The 18,219-nt window shown below is 54.3% G+C and carries 18 protein-coding genes and 2 other annotated features; of the genes, 14 read left to right on the forward strand and 4 right to left on the reverse strand.

Going from position 1 to position 18,219, the window contains the following annotated elements; translation table 11 throughout:
• Positions 1-13 precede the first annotated feature (13 nt).
• The 4 genes from KNP75_RS00760 (at position 14) to KNP75_RS00775 (ending at position 2,902) form a co-directional block, all read left to right on the forward strand.
• Complete coding sequence (locus tag KNP75_RS00760) at positions 14-1,309, forward strand: DUF2252 domain-containing protein (RefSeq protein WP_215189324.1); 1,296 nt, start codon at positions 14-16, stop codon at positions 1,307-1,309.
• A gap of 68 nt (positions 1,310-1,377) precedes the next feature.
• Positions 1,378-1,650 (forward strand): DUF5327 family protein, encoded by a 273-nt coding sequence (locus KNP75_RS00765; RefSeq protein WP_029594570.1) that lies wholly within the window; start codon positions 1,378-1,380, stop codon positions 1,648-1,650.
• A 104-nt stretch (positions 1,651-1,754) separates the two neighbouring features.
• Positions 1,755-2,120, forward strand: a complete 366-nt coding sequence (locus KNP75_RS00770; protein WP_035385631.1) for a rhodanese-like domain-containing protein — start codon at positions 1,755-1,757, stop codon at positions 2,118-2,120.
• 149 nt (positions 2,121-2,269) lie between these two features.
• Complete coding sequence (locus KNP75_RS00775) at positions 2,270-2,902, forward strand: HAD family hydrolase (RefSeq protein ID WP_215189326.1); 633 nt, start codon at positions 2,270-2,272, stop codon at positions 2,900-2,902.
• A 37-nt stretch (positions 2,903-2,939) separates the two neighbouring features.
• Here KNP75_RS00775 and KNP75_RS00780 read toward each other — a convergent pair whose 3' ends face one another.
• Complete coding sequence (locus KNP75_RS00780) at positions 2,940-4,352, reverse strand: NAD-dependent succinate-semialdehyde dehydrogenase (RefSeq protein ID WP_215189328.1); 1,413 nt, start codon at positions 4,350-4,352, stop codon at positions 2,940-2,942.
• An 88-nt stretch (positions 4,353-4,440) separates the two neighbouring features.
• Here KNP75_RS00780 and KNP75_RS00785 point away from each other — a divergent pair, with 88 nt between their 5' ends.
• Together KNP75_RS00785 and KNP75_RS00790 are read left to right on the forward strand one after the other, a co-directional pair.
• Positions 4,441-4,956, forward strand: coding sequence for a glycerol-3-phosphate acyltransferase (locus KNP75_RS00785; RefSeq protein WP_215189330.1), 516 nt, complete (start codon positions 4,441-4,443; stop codon positions 4,954-4,956).
• Positions 4,949-6,541, forward strand: coding sequence for a GNAT family N-acetyltransferase (locus KNP75_RS00790; protein WP_215189332.1), 1,593 nt, complete (start codon positions 4,949-4,951; stop codon positions 6,539-6,541). The genes KNP75_RS00785 and KNP75_RS00790 overlap by 8 nt, the downstream gene beginning before the upstream one ends.
• Here KNP75_RS00790 and KNP75_RS00795 read toward each other — a convergent pair.
• Entirely contained in the window at positions 6,480-8,117 is a 1,638-nt protein-coding gene (locus KNP75_RS00795) for an ABC1 kinase family protein (RefSeq protein ID WP_034779485.1), read from the reverse strand. The two genes, KNP75_RS00790 and KNP75_RS00795, sit on opposite strands and share 62 nt — an antisense overlap.
• Positions 8,118-8,211: 94 nt before the next feature.
• On the opposite strand from KNP75_RS00795, the gene KNP75_RS00800 reads away from it, so the two are divergent.
• The 3 genes from KNP75_RS00800 to KNP75_RS00810 all read left to right on the forward strand — a co-directional run bounded on the left by KNP75_RS00800 (position 8,212) and on the right by KNP75_RS00810 (position 11,193).
• Complete coding sequence (locus KNP75_RS00800; protein WP_034779483.1) at positions 8,212-8,817, forward strand: trimeric intracellular cation channel family protein; 606 nt, start codon at positions 8,212-8,214, stop codon at positions 8,815-8,817.
• A gap of 13 nt (positions 8,818-8,830) precedes the next feature.
• Positions 8,831-9,196 carry a DUF423 domain-containing protein gene (locus KNP75_RS00805; RefSeq protein WP_034779481.1) on the forward strand — a complete coding sequence of 122 codons (366 nt, stop codon included), beginning with the start codon at positions 8,831-8,833 and terminating at the stop codon, positions 9,194-9,196.
• A gap of 461 nt (positions 9,197-9,657) precedes the next feature.
• The gene (locus KNP75_RS00810; protein WP_214753563.1) at positions 9,658-11,193 is read left to right on the forward strand and encodes a murein hydrolase activator EnvC family protein; all 1,536 of its coding nucleotides are present in this window, start codon (positions 9,658-9,660) and stop codon (positions 11,191-11,193) included.
• 90 nt (positions 11,194-11,283) lie between these two features.
• Here KNP75_RS00810 and KNP75_RS00815 read toward each other — a convergent pair whose 3' ends face one another.
• Complete coding sequence (locus KNP75_RS00815) at positions 11,284-12,645, reverse strand: amino acid permease (RefSeq protein ID WP_215189334.1); 1,362 nt, start codon at positions 12,643-12,645, stop codon at positions 11,284-11,286.
• A 196-nt stretch (positions 12,646-12,841) separates the two neighbouring features.
• Positions 12,842-13,071 (forward strand) — a binding site (T-box leader).
• A gap of 50 nt (positions 13,072-13,121) precedes the next feature.
• Positions 13,122-13,346 (forward strand) — a binding site (T-box leader).
• A gap of 56 nt (positions 13,347-13,402) precedes the next feature.
• Here KNP75_RS00815 and trpD point away from each other — a divergent pair.
• From trpD to trpA, 5 genes are read left to right on the forward strand one after another with little or no spacing between them, the layout of a single operon-like run.
• Positions 13,403-14,392, forward strand: coding sequence for an anthranilate phosphoribosyltransferase (gene trpD / locus KNP75_RS00820; RefSeq protein ID WP_034779475.1), 990 nt, complete (start codon positions 13,403-13,405; stop codon positions 14,390-14,392).
• Entirely contained in the window at positions 14,389-15,150 is a 762-nt protein-coding gene (gene trpC, locus KNP75_RS00825) for an indole-3-glycerol phosphate synthase TrpC (protein ID WP_214753567.1), read from the forward strand. The genes trpD and trpC overlap by 4 nt, the downstream gene beginning before the upstream one ends.
• The gene (locus KNP75_RS00830; RefSeq protein WP_215189336.1) at positions 15,126-15,698 is read left to right on the forward strand and encodes a phosphoribosylanthranilate isomerase; all 573 of its coding nucleotides are present in this window, start codon (positions 15,126-15,128) and stop codon (positions 15,696-15,698) included. Before trpC ends, KNP75_RS00830 begins: the two co-directional genes overlap by 25 nt.
• Positions 15,680-16,861, forward strand: a complete 1,182-nt coding sequence (gene trpB / locus KNP75_RS00835) for a tryptophan synthase subunit beta (protein ID WP_034779469.1) — start codon at positions 15,680-15,682, stop codon at positions 16,859-16,861. Before KNP75_RS00830 ends, trpB begins: the two co-directional genes overlap by 19 nt.
• The gene (gene trpA, locus KNP75_RS00840; RefSeq protein WP_215190370.1) at positions 16,861-17,637 is read left to right on the forward strand and encodes a tryptophan synthase subunit alpha; all 777 of its coding nucleotides are present in this window, start codon (positions 16,861-16,863) and stop codon (positions 17,635-17,637) included. Before trpB ends, trpA begins: the two co-directional genes overlap by 1 nt.
• 26 nt (positions 17,638-17,663) lie before the next feature.
• Here the strand turns inward: trpA and KNP75_RS00845 are convergent, their stop codons facing one another.
• The gene (locus tag KNP75_RS00845; RefSeq protein WP_034779464.1) at positions 17,664-18,107 is read right to left on the reverse strand and encodes an Hsp20/alpha crystallin family protein; all 444 of its coding nucleotides are present in this window, start codon (positions 18,105-18,107) and stop codon (positions 17,664-17,666) included.
• Positions 18,108-18,219: the final 112 nt, after the last annotated feature.

Raw genomic sequence — 18,219 nt, forward strand, 5'->3', positions numbered from 1 at the left:
AGGGGAGAAGGTCATGTTCACATCCGTCAAACAACAGATCCGTCGTGAGACGCTCGCGACCGTCTTGGATTACTACGACAAATCGATTCGAAACTTGTCTGAAGCGGCTAGAGATGAGAAGTACAACAAGATGAGCGCGACCCCGTTCTCGTTTTTCCGGGGGAGCTCCCACTTGTTCTATTATGACTTTGCGAAAGTGCCGCTCGCGTTCGATACCGACGCGTCTCATCCGACGTTCATTCAAGGGGACTTGCATTTTGAAAACTTCGGTGTGTTCGAGGATGGGGCTGGAACCATCATTTATGACGTGAACGATTTTGACGAGGCGTATCTCGGGTCTTATTTGTTTGACGTCCTTCGCATGGCGATCTCGGTCGATTTGTTTGCCGCGGAGTCAGGATTTGATGCGAGGCGAGCCATTGAGACGTATGCAGAGACATACGCGCGTGCGATGGAACGCTATGCGAATGGGAAGGATGAAGATGTTCAATTCACGAAAGCGAACACGTGCAAAGCGATCAAGAAAGTGATTAAAAAGGCAGAGAAGAAGAAAGACGCATTCATGGCGGAGCGAACGGAAGTCCGGGATGAGGAGCGTTACTTCGCGACAAGTGACGACCTCGTCCCGGTCAGTCCGAAGACTGCCAAACAAATCAAACAGGCATGGCCTGACTATTTGGCCTCCTTGTCGGAAAAGCATCGTCACCACGCCGACCATTATGAGATTAAAGACATCGCCATCAAACGGGAGAGCGGTACCGCTTCAATCGGGCTCGAACGGTATTATATTTTGATTGAAGGCGCGGACGAGGAGCATGACGAGGATATCATTCTCGAAATGAAGCAGGCGCAATCAGCTGTCCCTTCACTCTTTTTGCCGACGCATCCGTTATTTGAGGACGGCTTATCACATCAAGGAGCCCGTGTCATCGCGGCTCAGCGCGCCATGGTGCATAGTCGTGACCCGTATCTCGGCTACTTGACGATGGACGGGAACGAGTATTACGTGCGGCAACGGTCACCTTATAAGCGGAAAGTGAAAGCGAAGCACATCAAAAATGAAGAATCGCTCATTGAGACGTTGAAAGTACAGGCGGAGATCACGGCCAAGATCCATGCCCGGGCGGACGCGGATGCGAACGTGCTCGATTACGAGGCGAGTGAACGGATTGCGGCGGCCATCGGGGCGTCGCGACCGCTATTCATTCGTCAAATCTCGCGTTGGTCCCAATTTTACGCCAATCAAGTCAGGTTCGACTTTGAGGCGTTCCAATCTTGGCTTAAGACGCGTGCGGAGACCCACGTCTGACGAGCACCGGACTTGCGGTCGGCCCCACGTTTGCCTCAGAATGGAACGGTAAAGGATGTGTGCGACGTATGATTACAGAACAACAGGTCATCACGCAGATGAAACAAGTGATGAGCCAAATTGAACAGTCGAGCGGAGAGACCCAGAAGCGCCATTTGGCCAAGCTGATGGGGTATTGCGAGCTGTTGCTCGCCGATTCGGCTCCAACGCAGCCCACTGCGGCTCCCGTGGCCCAACCGACCGAGGCGAAACCGCCGCTTGATCGGCAGATGGCAGCGTTTCTCGGGATTCCTTTAGAAGAGGAAGACAAACCGAAAACCGATTCATTGCTCGACTTCTAAGCTGTGCCCCGGGGCACAGCTTTTTTTGCGAGCGTTCGCGTTGACTTATATACCATAGGGGGTATAATGGGGTTAACTAAACTATACCTAACGGAGGCGTGACTATGCTTGATTTCTTGTTTGTCGCAGTAGTGATCGGATTGATTTATTTTTGGTGGACGAAGCGAAACAGCGTCAAAACAGTTTCGACGGATGAATTGAAACGGAAGATTGCCGAAGAGCGAAACATTCAACTGCTCGACGTTCGTGAACCACACGAATACCGGGGCGGGCATATCAAGCAAGCGAAAAATGTGCCGTTATCGGGATTCGGGAACGCGAGTGCCCAATATCCGAAAGATAAAGAACGTCCGGTCTACGTCATCTGTCAAAGCGGGATGCGAAGTCAACGGGCCGCGGCCATGTTGAAAAGCGCGGGTTATACGGACGTCTACTCGGTCAAAGGCGGTATGAGTTTCTGGCGCGGCTGACAGTTCTCGGTTGAACATTTGTTCAGCCGTTTTTTTATGGACTCTGAATTTCACTTTTAGAGGTGAGATTTGCGTGTGACGTTTCCGCTTTCGGAATTGAGGGGATTCTGCTACGGTAGGAGCATAGGAAAGAGAGAGGGGATACAGATATGGCAGTCATTTTATTTGATATCGATGGGACGCTCGTTGACACGACCGGACCGATGACGCAAGCAATCCACGAGGCGTTGGAGCAACTTCCACATTTACCGAAACCGAGCGAGGAAGCGGTCCGATCGGGATACGGATTGGCCGGTAACGCATTTTGGGAGCACGTCATCCCGGAGGCGACAATCGAGGAGATCCGCCAAATTCGCAAACTTCGTCATGAGACGCTCGAACGAGCGATGGAAGGCCAACACGTCTTGTTCGACGGGATTTACGAGATGCTCGAGGCGCTCCACGCGAAAGGGCACACGTTGACGACCGCGAGTAACTGCGGGGTCCATTATTTGAACCTCATGCTCGACTCGCAAAATATCCGCCAGTTTATGACGGCTCCAGAATGTCTTGAATCCGTGAGCGGGGAGAAGAAAGCCGACATTTTGACGGCGCATCGTCTCCGTCACGGCGATAACGACTATGTGATGGTCGGGGATCGTAAATCTGACGTCGAAGCGGCACGAGCGCATGACTTCCCGGTCGTCTTGACCGGTTTCGGCTTCGGCAACGAAGACGAGTGGGCGCTCGCCGATCATGTGATCGCGACGCCGAACGATTTGATCGCCTTGGTCGAAAAATAAAAAAACCGGTTGAACGCGCGACGTTCAACCGGTTTTTTTAGAGTCCAAGCGAAATATATTTTACTTCTAAAAACTCTTCGATGCCGTGGTGCCCACCTTCGCGGCCGAGACCGCTCTGTTTCCAGCCACCGAACGGGGCTTGCGGCGTTGAGGGGAGGCCGTCATTGACGCCGACGATGCCGTATTCGAGCGCTTCGGCCAAATAGAGGGCCTCGTTGATGTCTTGCGTGAATACATAGGCGGCAAGGCCGAACGGGGTCGCGTTCGCCCGTTCAATCACTTCCTCGAGCGAGTCAAACGACGCAATCGGGGCGACAGGACCGAACGTCTCCTCGTTCATGCACAGCATATCCTCATTCGCATAGCGGACGACTGCCGGCCGGACGAACAATCCGTCGAGCTGTTCGCCACCCGTGATTTCCCCGCCCCGGATTTGGGCGTCTTCCAAGTGCTTCATCACTTTCTCGACCGCGGCCTCGTCGATGAGCGGGCCGATATCCGTCCCTTCGTCGAGTCCGTTCCCGACTTCGAGCGCCGCGACGGCCTCGATGAATTTTTCAGAGAACGCATCGACGATGGATTGCTCGACATAAATCCGGTTGGCGCAGACACACGTCTGTCCGCCGTTACGGAATTTCGTCGCGACCGCTTGCGGGACAGCCTTGTCGAGATCTGCCTGTGCCGTGACGATGAGCGGGGCGTGACCACCGAGCTCGAGCGAGATTTTCTTCATCGTATCGGCGGCGCCGCGCATGAGCGTCTTGCCGACCTCGGTCGAACCGGTGAACGTCAATTTGCGGACACGGGGGTCGTGTTGCCACGTGTTCACGATGTCAGAAGCTTTCCCGGTGACAAGATTGATGACACCGGGTGGGAAGCCTGCTTTCTCAGCCAGTTTGACGAGTTCGATCGCCGTCAATGGTGTCGCTGATGCCGGTTTCAATACGACGGTACAACCTGCGGCAAGCGCCGGCGCCAATTTTCGGGTGATCATGGCGGCCGGGAAGTTCCATGGGGTGATGGCGGCGACGACGCCGACTGGTTGTTTAATGGCAAAGATGCGCTTCTTGTTTGACGAGGCCGGAATCGTCTCGCCGTACACGCGCCGACCTTCCGCGGCGTACCACTCGATGAAGCCGTTCGCATAGCGGACTTCACCGATCGCTTCTTGAAGCGGTTTGCCTTGCTCTTCGACCATCGTCCGAGCGATGGCTTCCGTATGTTCATCAATCAGTCGATTCCATTCGAGCAGGAGGGCGCCTCGTTCTTCTGCCGTTTTCTCTTGCCAGTCCTTCAAGGCGTCGTGGGCGGCATCGACAGCCTGTTTCGCTTCGGCGGTGTCGCTCTTTGTCACCGTGGCCATAATGTTGCCGGTCGCGGGATTCCGCACCTCGATCGTGTCCGATGTATCAATCCATTCTCCGTTGATGAAATTGTTCTCCACTCGCATCTTGATTTCCCCTTTCGTCTAGGTGCACATTAAGAAGGTACCCGATTTCAAAAATCATACACAATTTTACAACGGGGGAGGGATCGCTATGTGGGTCATCATCTTGGGCTATGTCGTCGGCAGTATACTCGGCGGTCGTGTATACGGCAGGTGGAACGGTCAAGACTTGGCAACGAGTGGGTCGGGAAATACCGGTGCCCGCAATGCGTTACGGATCGGCGGGAAGCGAGCGTTCTTGTTCGTTTACGGATTCGACGTCTTGAAGACGGTACTCGTCTTGTCGATCAGCGGTCCATATTTTTTTGAGACCGGGCTCGCCTTGACGCTCGGGCACATTTATCCGATGTGGCATATTCGCACCGGTGGGAAGGGGTACGCCGTATTTTCTGGAATTATATTAGCGTACAGCCCGCTATGGTTTTTAGCAGGACTTGCCATGTTGCTCATTCTCATCAAACTGACGCGTAACTCGCGCGAGACGGGGCTTGTCATGCTCATGCTCTTGCCGCTCGCGGCCTGGGGGGACGCAACAGATGTCAGTGTGGCCAGTTTGACGATGATTTTGATCATGTACCATCATATAAGGGGGAAACAACGTGCTTGAATTTCGAAGAGCGACGCCGGGGGATGCGGAAGCGATTCATCGATTGAACTATGAGACGTTTGTCGAAGAAATCCCGCAACACCATCCGAACGAGGAGCGACGACTCGTCGATCGCTTCCATGATACGAATACATACTGGGTTGGATTGGCGGACGGGCAGCTTGTCGCCATGTGTGCCATCCGTGACGAGCGACCGTTCTCGCTCGAACAAAAAGGGGTGACGTTACCACCGGGGGAATGGATTGAAGTCCGGCTATTGGCGGTGACGCCCGCCTATCGGAACACGCGGACGTTTGCCGGACTCATGCGTGGGATGCTCTTGGAAGCGACAGAACGGGGCGTCGAAGGGATTGTCATCAGTGGCACCGTACGTGAACAGAAGTTGTATCGACGCTTCGGATTTACCGCGTTCGCAGAACCGGTCGGGACGGTGGAGGCGTTATACGTGCCGATGAAGCTGACCCGCTCTGGGTTTATGCAATCCGAGACCGCACGAACGTTGCGTCCGAGGCAACTCCTCGCCGGTCCTGTCGAACTGTCATCCCGCGTTCGCTCGGCCTTGGCCATGCAGCCGTTATCACATCGGTCAGTCGAGGCCAGCCGTTTGCTCCATTCGGTCCAGCTGAAGTTAAGCGCCCTCATCAAGTTACCTCATATTTACACGTTACTCGGGAGCGGAACGATCGCGAACGATGCAGTTGCCGCACAATTGACTGGACAAGGGATGATTCTCGATACAGGTGAGTTCGGTCGACGACTCATCGATCACGCCAACCGGGCTGGGCTTGAATTTGAGGTCTTGTCGCTCTCTGGGGGGCAGCGTATTGACGTCCAGCAACTCGAGCGGCAACGGCCGGATTGGATTTGGACGGTCCACTGCGAGACGTCGACGGGGAGAATGGTCGACTTGGAAGCGTTGCGTCACTATGCACGCAAGTGTGAAACGGTGATTGCGATTGATGCGATCAGCGCAGTCGGTACGCTTGAGACGGACTATGCCTTTGCGGACATGGTGACGTTCGTGTCGGGAAAGGCGCTTCGCAATGCACCGGGATTGGCGTTTGTCGCGATGAGACATCGAGCCGTCCCGAACCCGTCGATTTCACGCTATTTGGACTTGGCGGGCTATGACCCGATTGCCTTCACGCAATCGGTCCCGCTCATTCAAGCGATGGACATCGCGTTAGACGAATTGACAGACGCGGAGATTGGGACGCATCAATCAAAACTTGATGTGTTCGTGGATGAACTTTTGCGCCGAGGCGCACCGGTTAAAATCGGAGACGACCAAGCACCGGGTATTTTTTCGCTCACGTTACCGGAACATCTTTCCTCGCTTGAACTGGGGCGCCAGTTGATGTTCCAGGGCTATCAAGTGCAATATGAGAGCGCCTATTTACGGCGTGCGAACTGTCTCCAAGTCTCCACGATGGGATGGACGACCGAGCGGGATTTGCAGCAAGTCGCCGCCTATATCGGGACGTGGCTCCAGAAAAAAACCGCCACTCGAGAGAGTGACGGGGTCAAACACGGAAATCTTGGCGTGCCAAATGACGAATCTTACGACCGAGGCGTCTTGAGTTGAAGTAGGCGACGACGGCGACGACCCCACCTGACCAAAACAGCCACTCGTCAGGCCGGATATAGCCGAACAGGCCGACGACGAGGCCGAGGATGATGACCCCTGAGTTGAACGTCTGGCGGTGGAGCAGTTCTTTGGACTCGAGGTCGCGTTGGAACATCGCCTGCTCGGACAGGCGCTTCCGGGTCGGTTCTTTCAAATAGTTATCGAGCAGCGGCGGGACGTTCAGTAACTTCTTCCCGTAGTTGAGCGCCGTCATGACGTAACGGTTCTGAATCGTCGTCCCATCGGACTCGAGCCATTGGATCACGATCGGTTTACCGAGCGTGAACAAATCGATTTTCGGGTCGAGGATTTGCAGAATCCCGAGCAGCGTCGAAGCGGCCCGACCGAAGAAGGCGAACTCGGCCGGCAGTTGGATCGGCTCGTTTTTGACGAGCAGTTGGATATCTTGCAACACTTTTTCGATCAGCTTCGTATCGACCGTATCGATATCGGTCTCTAAATAGAACGTGACCGCTTTTTCAAGCGCTTGACGAATGTTGTGCTTGTTCGCCGTCGGCAACAGAAAACGCAAGTCTTCAAGACCGTCGACGACACCGTCGTAATCGAGCGAGATGAACGCCTGCAAGATTTTACGGATCGTCGCCATGTCTTGGGCAGTCGATGACCCGACCATTCCGAAGTCGAGCAGGATGATCGTCCCGTCGGCCCGGATCTGGACGTTACCGGGGTGGGGGTCGGCGTGGAATTGCCCACCGAACAACAGTTGCTCGGCTGCCATCGTGAACAACCGTTCGGCAAGTGCGGAGCGGTCGATATTATTTTCTTTTAAGAAAGCGAGGTCGGTGATGCGGCGGGCTTCGACCCAATCCATCGTCAACACCCGATTCGTACAAAGGTGGTCATAATAGTCCGGGATGTACACGTCGGGGTTATCGGCGTATTTCGCTTTGAAATAATGGGCGTTCTTCAATTCGGTTTGGAAATTTAACTCGTCCCCGATGACAAAAATCATTTGGCGATATAAGCTATCTAAGTCGGTCGATTTTGCCAGCGATGTCCGCTTGAGCATCGTCGTGACGATTCGCATCGCTTTGAAGTCGGTCCGAATGATTTTTTCGATATCCGGACGTTGGATTTTCAGCGCGACACGCTTCCCGGTTTCCAGGAGTGTGGCGCCGTACACTTCCCCAATCGAGGCAGAGGCGACGGCGTCGATGCCGACGTCCTTCACGACTTGGGTGTACGGGACGCCCCATTCTGCTTCCAAGATGGCGCGAGACTTGTCCCAGCCCGATGTCGGGACGCGGTCGACAAGCTCGGATAACTCGTTCAATACGGACGGAGGCAACAAGTCGGCCCGAATCGATAGAAACTGCCCGAGCTTGATCAACAGCCCCTCGAGCCGGAGCGCGTTCCGTTTATACTCGCGGGCAAGGTTCAACATGAGCGCCTCGTACTCTTCGGTCGACGCGAGACCTTGCTGCTGTTTGCGGGAGAATGCATAAATTTTAATGATGAATCGGGCGAACATCGTGACGATAATCCATATGCGGAACAAGGCGATTCGTTTCATAAAAGTACCGACATCCTTTACAAGCAGTCGCTCGACTGATCTGATTTTTTGTATCTTAACTTTACCACAGAATGCTTTCAAGAAAGGGCAAGGGATGTTTATGGAGTGGGAATTACTCAACGTCGTCGGAACAATCGCATTCGCGGCGAGCGGTGCCATCATCGCGATGGACGAGAAATATGATATTTTTGGGGTGTGGTTGCTCGCCTTTACGACGGCTTTCGGTGGCGGTGCCATCCGAAACGTCTTGCTCGGGAACCCCGTCAGCTTGATTTGGCAACAAAACGATCTCTTCATCCTTTGTTTTCTTGTCGCGTTGCTCATCTTCCTGTTGCCGAGTGTCGTCTTGCCCCATTGGGAACGCTGGGGTGTCATCGTCGATGCCATCGGGCTCGTGGCTTTCGCGTTTCAAGGCGCACAAGTTGCCATCAAGCTGGATTTACCATTGTCGGCAGCGATTGCGGCTGCCGTCCTGACAGGTGTCGGTGGGGGGGTCGTCCGTGATTTATTGGCCGGCCGGAAACCGCTCGTCCTCCAGTCTGAAGTGTACGCGATGTGGGCGATCATCATCGCGGTCGTCACGTATTATTTTCGTCTTGAAGGGGGACTCCCCGTCTATACGTTACTCGTTGTCGTCGCGGCGCTTCGAGTGATATCCTACTATCGGAAGTGGAATTTACCTGCACGGAAAGTGCGATAAGGGGGAAATTAGTATGAAACTATTGCTCATCATCGGCGCTGCCTTAATGGCGCTCGGCGTCGCTCTCGGTGCGTTCGGGGCCCATGCTTTGAAAGAACGTCTGGCACCGAACATGCTCGCCAACTGGCAGACCGGCGTGCTCTACCATATGATTCACGCCATCGGCATCATCGCGTTAGCGAGCATCTTGATGAAAGTGAGCATTAGCCAGTTCAACACAGCAGGCTGGCTCATGTTTGCGGGAATTCTCTTTTTCTCAGGCAGTCTATACGTCATGGCATTGACTGGAATTACGAAGCTCGGGGCGGTCACGCCAATTGGCGGCGTCTTGTTTATCGCAGCCTGGGTGTTCGTCATCATCGGTGCGCTCAAACTGTAATCAAACGTTAACGTGTGATTAACAGTCGTCGTGTAACATTCTAAGTGTGAGACCCCTCGTCTTCACACGACAACGAACAATTGGCCCGGTTGGCTTCTTCGCCTTGAGCGAGACACCAACCGGGCCCTTTTTTACGTTTTTTGGGAATGGTTAGACTTAGAAAAAAGACTGGATAACGTTATTTAAATATAAGGTCAATGATTTCCTATTTTCAACTATTGTTACAAAAGTGTTTCGAGAAAAGAAAAGTGAAAAAATGTTGAAATATAAAGAGGTTGGGAGCTACATGAGGTCTTCGCATCATCAGTCGTAATAAAAGTGAAATATAACTTTAACAGGAAAACATTCGACACTTCGATATAATTAGTCGTGTTGAAACTAAAAAATTAATCGTTTTTGTTACATAGCAAAACGACTGACCTTAAATAGAACGTGAACGCCAACCCCTTAAACTAGAAAGGATGTCCCCATTGATCAATTGGAAACGCACCGTCTCGACACTTACGCTTAGCGCGCTTCTTCTTGGGACGCACTCGGTGGCTGATGCCTCGACGTCAATCAAGGAGAAACAAGAACAGCAGAAAAAAGTGCAAGAGCAACGAAATAACGTCAAACAGAACCAATCGAACACGTCTTCGAAAATCAAGCAAAACAAAAATGAAATCTCGAAAGTCCAAACGGAAGTCAACAAGATGGACGCCCAGCTTCAAGACATCATCAACGATGTCGCGGCAAAACGCCAAGAAATCAAGCGGACTGAATTGAAGATTGAAGACCTCGAGAAAGATATTAAAGGTTACGAGAAGAAGATGAAAGCCCAAGAAGAGATGATGAAAGAGCGCATGGCCACGATGCAAACGAACGGCGGCGGCTCAATCAACTGGGCGGAGTTTATCTTCGGTTCGAAAAACTTCTCGGACTTGATCACACGCATGATCACGGCCGGAACGATTCAACGGAGCGACCAAGAGTTGTTTGAAGATTACGAAGCGACGCGCCAATCGTTAAAAGAAGCGCAAGCCTCGCTCAAAGAAGAGCGTGCTTCGCTCTTGAAACAACAAAAAGCGCTTGAAGTGCGCCAAGCTCAACTCGAGAAGAAGATGAAAGAGCGCGAAGCCCGCATCAAAGAGCTCGAGAAGAAGAATATTAAGTTTGAATCGCAAATCTTCGACCTTCAAGAAATCGAAGCGACGTTAATCGCCCAAGAAGAAGCGATTGCGGCTGAAATTGAAGCACAGCGTCGTGAGGAAGAAGAAGCACGTCGTCGCGCTGAAGAAGCGGCTCGTCAAGAAGCGGCACGTAAGGCTGAAGAAGCTCGTCAAGCGGAAGCGGCTCAAGCGGCAGCAGCAGCGCGTCAAGCAGAAGAAGCAAGAGCGGCAGCGGCTAAAGCCGAGGCAGAACGAGCAGCAGCTCAAAAACAGCAGAACAGTAACAATAATACCCAGTCATCTGCATCTTCAAACCAGACGACACAAAATAATACACCAGCGCCAAAACCGGCAGCACCGAAACCAGCACCTGCACCAGCGCCAAAACCGAAACCAGCACCGACTGCACCGACGACATCAGCACCAGCACCATCTGGCGCGATGTTCATTCAACCGACAACGGGTCGTTTCTCACAAGGATGGGGACCGGCAAGCGGTCAATTCGGCTACTCGTTCCATAACGGTGTCGACATTGCAGGACCTGTCGGGACGCCAATCCGTGCCTCGGCAACCGGAACGGTCATCCGTGCCGGCTGGGGTGGAGCATATGGGAATCACGTCATGATCGCCCACGTCATCAACGGACAAGTATGGACAACGGTCTATGCGCACTTGAACTCGGTCTCAGTCAGTGCCGGTCAACGTGTGACGCAAGGATCAAACATCGGTGGACTTGGTAACACGGGTAACTCTTCAGGCCCGCACCTTCACTTCGAGATCCATCAAGGCAGCTACTCGTACTCGGGAACGGACGCGGGCAGCACAGTCAATCCACGTCAGTTCTTCTGATGTTCAACGAGCACCCGTCAATCGTGACCGGTGCTCGTTTTTATGTATGCGAAAAAAATAGCGCCTATCCGTTGCGGATAAGCGCTTGTTTCAGTTCGCTTGTTCGATATCGTCTGATTGATTGTTCGCTTTACGGAACCGTTCACGGACAAGATAGATGATGGTCAATCCGACCAACCACGGAATCCCGAACTTGAGCAAAATGTTGAAATCGGTGAACCATGTCGTGATCATGAGGCTGAGCAACAATCCGGCACCAAGTAACGGTAGGAACGGATAACCGATCATGCGGACCGGCAACTTGCGTCCGGACCATTTCTTCCGGAAGAACAAGTGGGAGACGAATACCATGAACCACGTGAAGATCGCTCCGAACATCGAGATCCCCATGAGGAACGGATACGACGATTCCATGAACACTTGAAGCAGCGCCGCGAGAACGATTCCGCCCGTCGAGACGAATAGTGCAGGCATTGGAATCCCGCTGCCACTGACCTTTTTAAAGATACGCGGAGCATCACCGGCCTCGGCGAGTGAATACATCATTCGCGTTGAAGCATAGAGCTGAGCGTTCATCGCCGACAAGGCAGCAATCAAGATGACAAAGTTTAAAATGCCGGCTGCGCCAGGCACGTCGAACTGCTGCATGACGAGAACGAATGGGCTTTGATCGATCCCGGCCTGCTGCCAAGGGATGAGCATGAGCATGATGCCAATCGTGATGAGATAAAAGAACGTCAAGCGGAACACGGTCGCGCGTAACGCTTTCGGGACGGCACGGTCCGGGTCTTTCGCTTCGCCGGCCGTGACGGCGACGAGCTCGGTCCCGAGGAAACTGAAGAGGGAGATGAAAATCGTCACCCACATCCCGTAAAACCCGAAGGCGAAGAAACCTTCATCACCGGTCGTGATCGATTCGATTGGTGAACCGGGTTGACCGAACAGCGTGGCTGCCCCGAGCACGATAAACAGAATGATGGCCGTCACTTTAATGAACGATAACCAGTATTCGGTCGTCCCGAACATATGGACGTGCCGGGCGTTCACATAGATGAGTAAACCGCCGAATACGGCGACCCAGACGAATCCGTTCACATCGGGGAACCAGTAGCGCATATAGATGGCGATCGCGCTCACTTCGACGCCGATGGCGAGGACGTTGGCGACCCAGTACGAGTAGCGGACCAAAAAGCCGGCGAGTGGATGGACATATCGCTCGGCGATCGTGCCGAATGAGCCTGAGGTCGGATGGGCGACCGTCATCTCGGCGAGACAGCCCATCAGTAAAAGGACGATGAACGCCCCGATGGCGTAACTGACGAGCACGCTCGGTCCTGCCGTTTGGATGGCGAGCCCGCTTCCGAGGAAGAGGCCCGTCCCGATGGCGCTACCAAGCGAAATCATCGTCAACTGCCGTGTGGACAGTTCACGTTTTAATTTGCTAGTTTCCAAAGTTGATTCTCCTTTAGTTGAGTGAAGTGTTGTTGGGGACGACTATAGCAGACAAAAAAATCAAGTGTCAACTCGCGATATCGTAAAAAGCGGTATCGATTCGGCCGCACCTATAGAAGCAAAGTTTTTTTTGCACGCTTTTGTTTGACAGGAAGTTTCCTGCCCTGTATAGTACGAGTTAACTTAACTGAAACGAATAAAGGCGTCGACGAAGAGAAGTAACGACGGTCCCCGTATGACAGAGAGCTGATGGTTGGTGTGAATCAGTATGCGGGACGTCGCGAATGGACTTCCGAGCTCTAAACCGAAACTTTTAGTAGGCTTTAGCGGGTCACCCACCGTTACCATGGGAAAGCGGATGATTGTCCGTGAAGTGGGTTCTACGGAACCAACGAAGGTGGCACCACGGGGTTACTCGTCCTTCTCATAGCGCAAGCTATGAGTCGGGCGGGTAACCCTTTTTCGTTTCAACGCATAATAAATCAGTGATTGAGAAGAGTAGCGTGAACAAGTCTCGTCAAGAGAGCCGGGGGTGGTGGGATCCTGGCCGAGACATTTACGTGAATGGGCTCATGAGAGCATGGCTGAATCAAGTAGGTCATGACGGCTTCCCCCGTTATCGGGATACGATGTGATAGCATCGGAAAGTGGGATCGATCGATCCAACGAGAGGTGGCACCGCGGTCCATACCGTCCTCCATACGACAGACGTCGTATGGAGTTTTTTTATACCCAAAATGCTTGAGGAGGAACGGACATGTTAACACGACTATTGACGAACCCATTGACGACGAATGAAATGAAACGGGCGGCGGCCGAGTTGTTCCAAGCCGACGAAGCGCAAATCGCCGAGGTGTTACTCGCCATGAAAGCGCGCGGTGAGACGGCCGAGGAGATGGCCGGACTCGCTGATTACATCCGTGAGGCGGCAACGTTCCCCGAGACGGCGCTTCCTGTGCTCGACGTCTGTGGCACGGGCGGCGACGGGGCGAACACGTTCAATATCAGCTCGACGGTCGCGTTCGTCTTGGCGGGGCTCGATATCCCGGTCGCCAAACATGGGAATCGCAGCGTGTCGAGCCGGTCAGGCAGTGCCGACGTCCTCGAGTCATTGAATATCCCGATCGTCCAAAGTCATGAGGCGATGCTCGCCGACCTCGAGCGGACGAACTTGAGTTTCTTGTTCGCCCAGCACATCCATCCGGTCATGAAACACGTCATGCCGGTCCGGAAACGACTCGCCACGGCGACCATCTTCAATCAAATCGGCCCGTTGACGAACCCGCTCAAGCCGAAGCGGCAATTGATCGGCGTGTACCATCCATCGCTCATCGAGAAGATGGCGACGGCGATGCGCCACCTCGGCGTCGAGCGCGGCATGGTCGTCCATGGGGCAGGCGGACTGGATGAAGCGAGTCTCGCCGGAAGAAACGAAGTCTTGTTCTTCAACGGCGACAAAGTGGCCCGCTACACCGTCGACCCGCGCGACGTCGGATTGATGCGAGCGCCGCTGTCGGCCTTGCAAGGCGGGACACCGACTGAGAATGCCGAGACGCTCCTTGCCGTCTTGAATGGAGAGCAGGGACCGGCGCGCGACGTCGTCTTATTGAACGCCGCACTCGCCCTCTGTACGTACGGGACGGTCCAGACGCTTCGCGAAGGCGTCGCCGTGGCAATGGCAAGCATCGATGAAGGGCACGCCATCCGCGTACTCAAACAATTACAACGAACGGAGGTTGGCGCATGAGCTACTTGACGAAAATCATCGGAACGAAAATCGAAGAGGTCAATCAAATGGAAGACATCGAGGTGGCGAAGACGACACCGATCTCGCTACAGCGATTGATGGGGGAAGGGTTTCATGTCATCGCGGAGATTAAACGGGCTTCCCCGTCGAAAGGGTTGATTCGCGGCGAAATGGACGTCGCGAGCCGGGCCCGGACGTATGAACGGGCGGGAGCGACAATGATTTCCGTCTTGACGGACGCGACGTATTTTCAAGGTTCGTTCGACGACTTGCGCGACGTCGCGGCTGCCGTTGAAATCCCGGTCCTCTGTAAAGATTTCATCATCGACGAACGGCAACTCGACCGGGCCAAAGCGGCCGGGGCGAGTGCGGCATTGTTAATCGTCGCGGCGCTTCATCCGAGCCGGCTCCATACGTTAAAACAGTATGCCCGATCAATCGGTCTCGACGTCCTCGTCGAAGTGCACGATGAGGCCGAGCTTCAGACGGCACTCGAACTCGGAGATGTGTTGATCGGCATCAATAATCGGAACTTGAAGACGTTCGAGGTATCGCTCGATACATCGGTCGACTTGATGACGAAGTATCCCGATGTCGCGTTCGTCAGCGAGAGTGGTGTCAGCACAGGAGAGGCGGCCCGTCGGTTACAGACAGCCGGGGCCCGGGCGATTCTTGTCGGAGAGGCGCTCATGCGACAGGACGACCCGACAGCCTTGATCGAGGAGTTGACGTCATGTTCGTTAAAATATGTGGACTGACGACCGAGGCCAGTGTCGTCACGGCGGTAGAGGCGGGAGCGGACGCCATCGGGTTCGTGTTTGCGGATAGCCCGCGCCAAATCGATATCGCGACGGCGCAGCGGCTGCGACGGTTGATTCCAGATGAAGTTCGGGTCGTCGGCGTATTTCTCGACCCGACAGTTGAAGAAGTCGAAGCTGCCGTCGCTTGTGGTTTGACCGATATTCAATTGCACCGTCGGACACGGCCGTTTGAAGCGTTCCGTCAGTTCAGGCTTCCGCTCATCGAAGCGGATCACCAGTCGAAGGCTGACGTCATTTTACTCGACGCCCCGACACCGGGCAGTGGGGAGACGCTCGATTGGGAGACGCTGGAACGTCCGGAGCGAACGTTTTGGCTCGCCGGTGGATTGACAGTCGACAATGTCGGCGCGGCGATTCGCGCCATGCGACCGGACGGCGTCGACGTCTCGAGCGGTGTGGAAACGAATGGACAGAAAGATCATGATAAAATTCGCGCGTTCATCGGACGCGCCAAGGAGGAAACACGATGTATACACAACCAGTGAACGGAAAGTTCGGCCCCTACGGAGGGAAATATATACCGGAGACGCTCATGCAAGCGGTCGAAGAGCTCGAAGTGGCGTACGAGGAAGCGAAACAAGACCCTGAGTTCCAGGAACGCTTCAACGATCTCCTCAGTGAGTATGTAGGACGGGAAACGCCGCTCTATTATGCGGAGAACATGAGTCGCCGTCTTGGGACGAACGTCTATTTAAAACGAGAAGATTTGAACCATACCGGTGCTCATAAAATCAACAACACAATCGGTCAGGCACTCCTCGCCAAACGAATGGGCAAACGAAAAGTCGTCGCCGAAACAGGGGCCGGGCAGCACGGTGTCGCCACGGCGACGGTATGTGCGCTCCTCAATCTCGAATGTACGATTTTCATGGGTGAGGTCGACGTCGAACGTCAAGAATTGAACGTGTTTCGGATGGAGCTACTCGGTGCGACCGTCGTTCCCGTCAAGTCGGGGAGCCGAACGCTGAAAGATGCCGTCAACGAGGCGCTCCGTTACTGGGTCAAACACGTCGATGACACGCATTACGTGATGGGGTCGGTGCTTGGACCGCACCCGTTCCCGACGATGGTCCGCGATTTCCAAAGCGTCATCGGGACGGAGACGCGTCGCCAAGTGCTTGAGAAGACAGGTCGTCTCCCTGACGCGGTCGTCGCTTGTGTCGGTGGCGGGAGCAACGCGATGGGCATGTTCTATCCGTTCTTGAATGACGAAACGGTCGCCTTATACGGTGTCGAGGCAGCAGGGAGTGGCGTCGATACGGACAAGCATGCGGCGACGCTCACGAAAGGTGAGGTCGGGGTGCTCCACGGGTCGCTCATGTACGTCTTGCAAGACGCGGCCGGACAAATCCAGGAAGCGCACTCGATCTCGGCCGGGCTCGATTATCCGGGCGTCGGACCAGAGCACAGCTTCTTAAAAGACATTGAGCGGGTTCGCTACGCGGCGGTAACGGACGAAGACGCACTCGCGGCCTGCATGACGCTCAGTCGCCAAGAAGGGATCATCCCGGCACTCGAGTCATCGCATGCGCTCGCCTATGCGGAAACGCTCGCCCAAACGATGGACGCGGATGACGTGCTCGTCATCTGTCTATCTGGTCGCGGGGATAAAGATGTTCATACGATTCGAGAAAGGGTGACACAATGATGCGATTAGATGAAGCGATTCGACAGCGGAGTGAAGGGACGGCGTTCGTCCCGTACATTATGGCCGGGGACGACGGTCTCGACAGCTTGATCCCGACGATCGAACGGTTGGAGGCGATGGGTGCGACGGCGATCGAGCTCGGTATCCCGTTTTCCGATCCGGTAGCGGACGGCCCCATCATTGAGGCGGCTGGAATGCGCGCCCTCGAACAAGGGGTGACGTTGACGGACGTGTTGGACCGTTTAATAGAAGGAACGGGTCGTTTTTCGGTGCCAATCGTCCTGATGACGTACTTGAATCCGGTGTTCCGGTTCGGGGTCGAGCGCTTCTTCGAGCGAGCGGCAGCGTCTGGGGTCAGCGGCGTCATCATTCCCGATTTGCCGTTTGAAGAGAGCCTCGATTTGTTCGCCGGCATCGATCGTCACGAGGTCGCGGTCGTACCGCTCGTCACGTTGACGAGCAGTCAGGCTCGCATCGACACGATTTTAAGCCAGGCGGAAGGATTCGTCTATGCGGTGACGCTCAAAGGGACGACCGGGAAAACGGACGTGTTCCCGGAGGAGTTACTCGACCACTTGCGTTCGTTGACGGAGCGGTCACCGGTACCGGTGCTCGCCGGATTCGGTGTCCATCGCGCCGATCAGGTTTGGACGCTCGGGGGGGCCTGTGACGGGGTCGTCGTCGGCAGTTTTATCGTCGAGGCGCTCCATGCGGGACGTGAACAAGACGTGGCCGCGTTGATTGCATCGGCGCGGACGGTCAGCGTAAAAAAATAAGGATCGTGCCTCGGCACGATCCTTGTTCATTCCTCGATTTCGATGGTGCGTGTGCTCGAGCCGTCATCGGCTTTCGGTACGGTCAAGTGGAGCACACCGTCCGACAGTTTCGCTTTGATGGCGTCTTCTTTCACGTTCGGCAGATAGAGTGAACGTTGCATCGACGTGACGCGGCGTTCCCGATAGACGTAGTCCTTGTCTTCTTCCTTCTCTTCACGTTGGTCGACCGAGAGGATGAGATAATCTTTGTCGTAGCGGATGTGGATGTTATCTTTTTGGATACCTGGCATCTCGGCCTCGATGACGTATTGGCTATCCTGGTCCCGGACGTCGAGTTTGAATGAGTCGAGGAACGATGTCGCCCCGTCTTTCGGGTCGAACAGATGATTCATCCGATCAAAGACATCTCCGAACAAGTCTTTGCGCAATCGATCGAGTTCATTCTTCCGGAATGGCGTCAAATCGAACATACAAATTCCCCCTTCAAAAAAACGGACAGAGTAGAAGTGTTGTCACTTTTACTCTGTCCGTTTTTAGCTAGGGATAAACGTAATCGACGTGACAGTTTATTGAAGAAACGAG

The sequence above is a fragment of the Exiguobacterium sp. s6 genome, from assembly GCF_018618155.1.
Taxonomy (GTDB): domain Bacteria; phylum Bacillota; class Bacilli; order Exiguobacteriales; family Exiguobacteriaceae; genus Exiguobacterium; species Exiguobacterium mexicanum_A.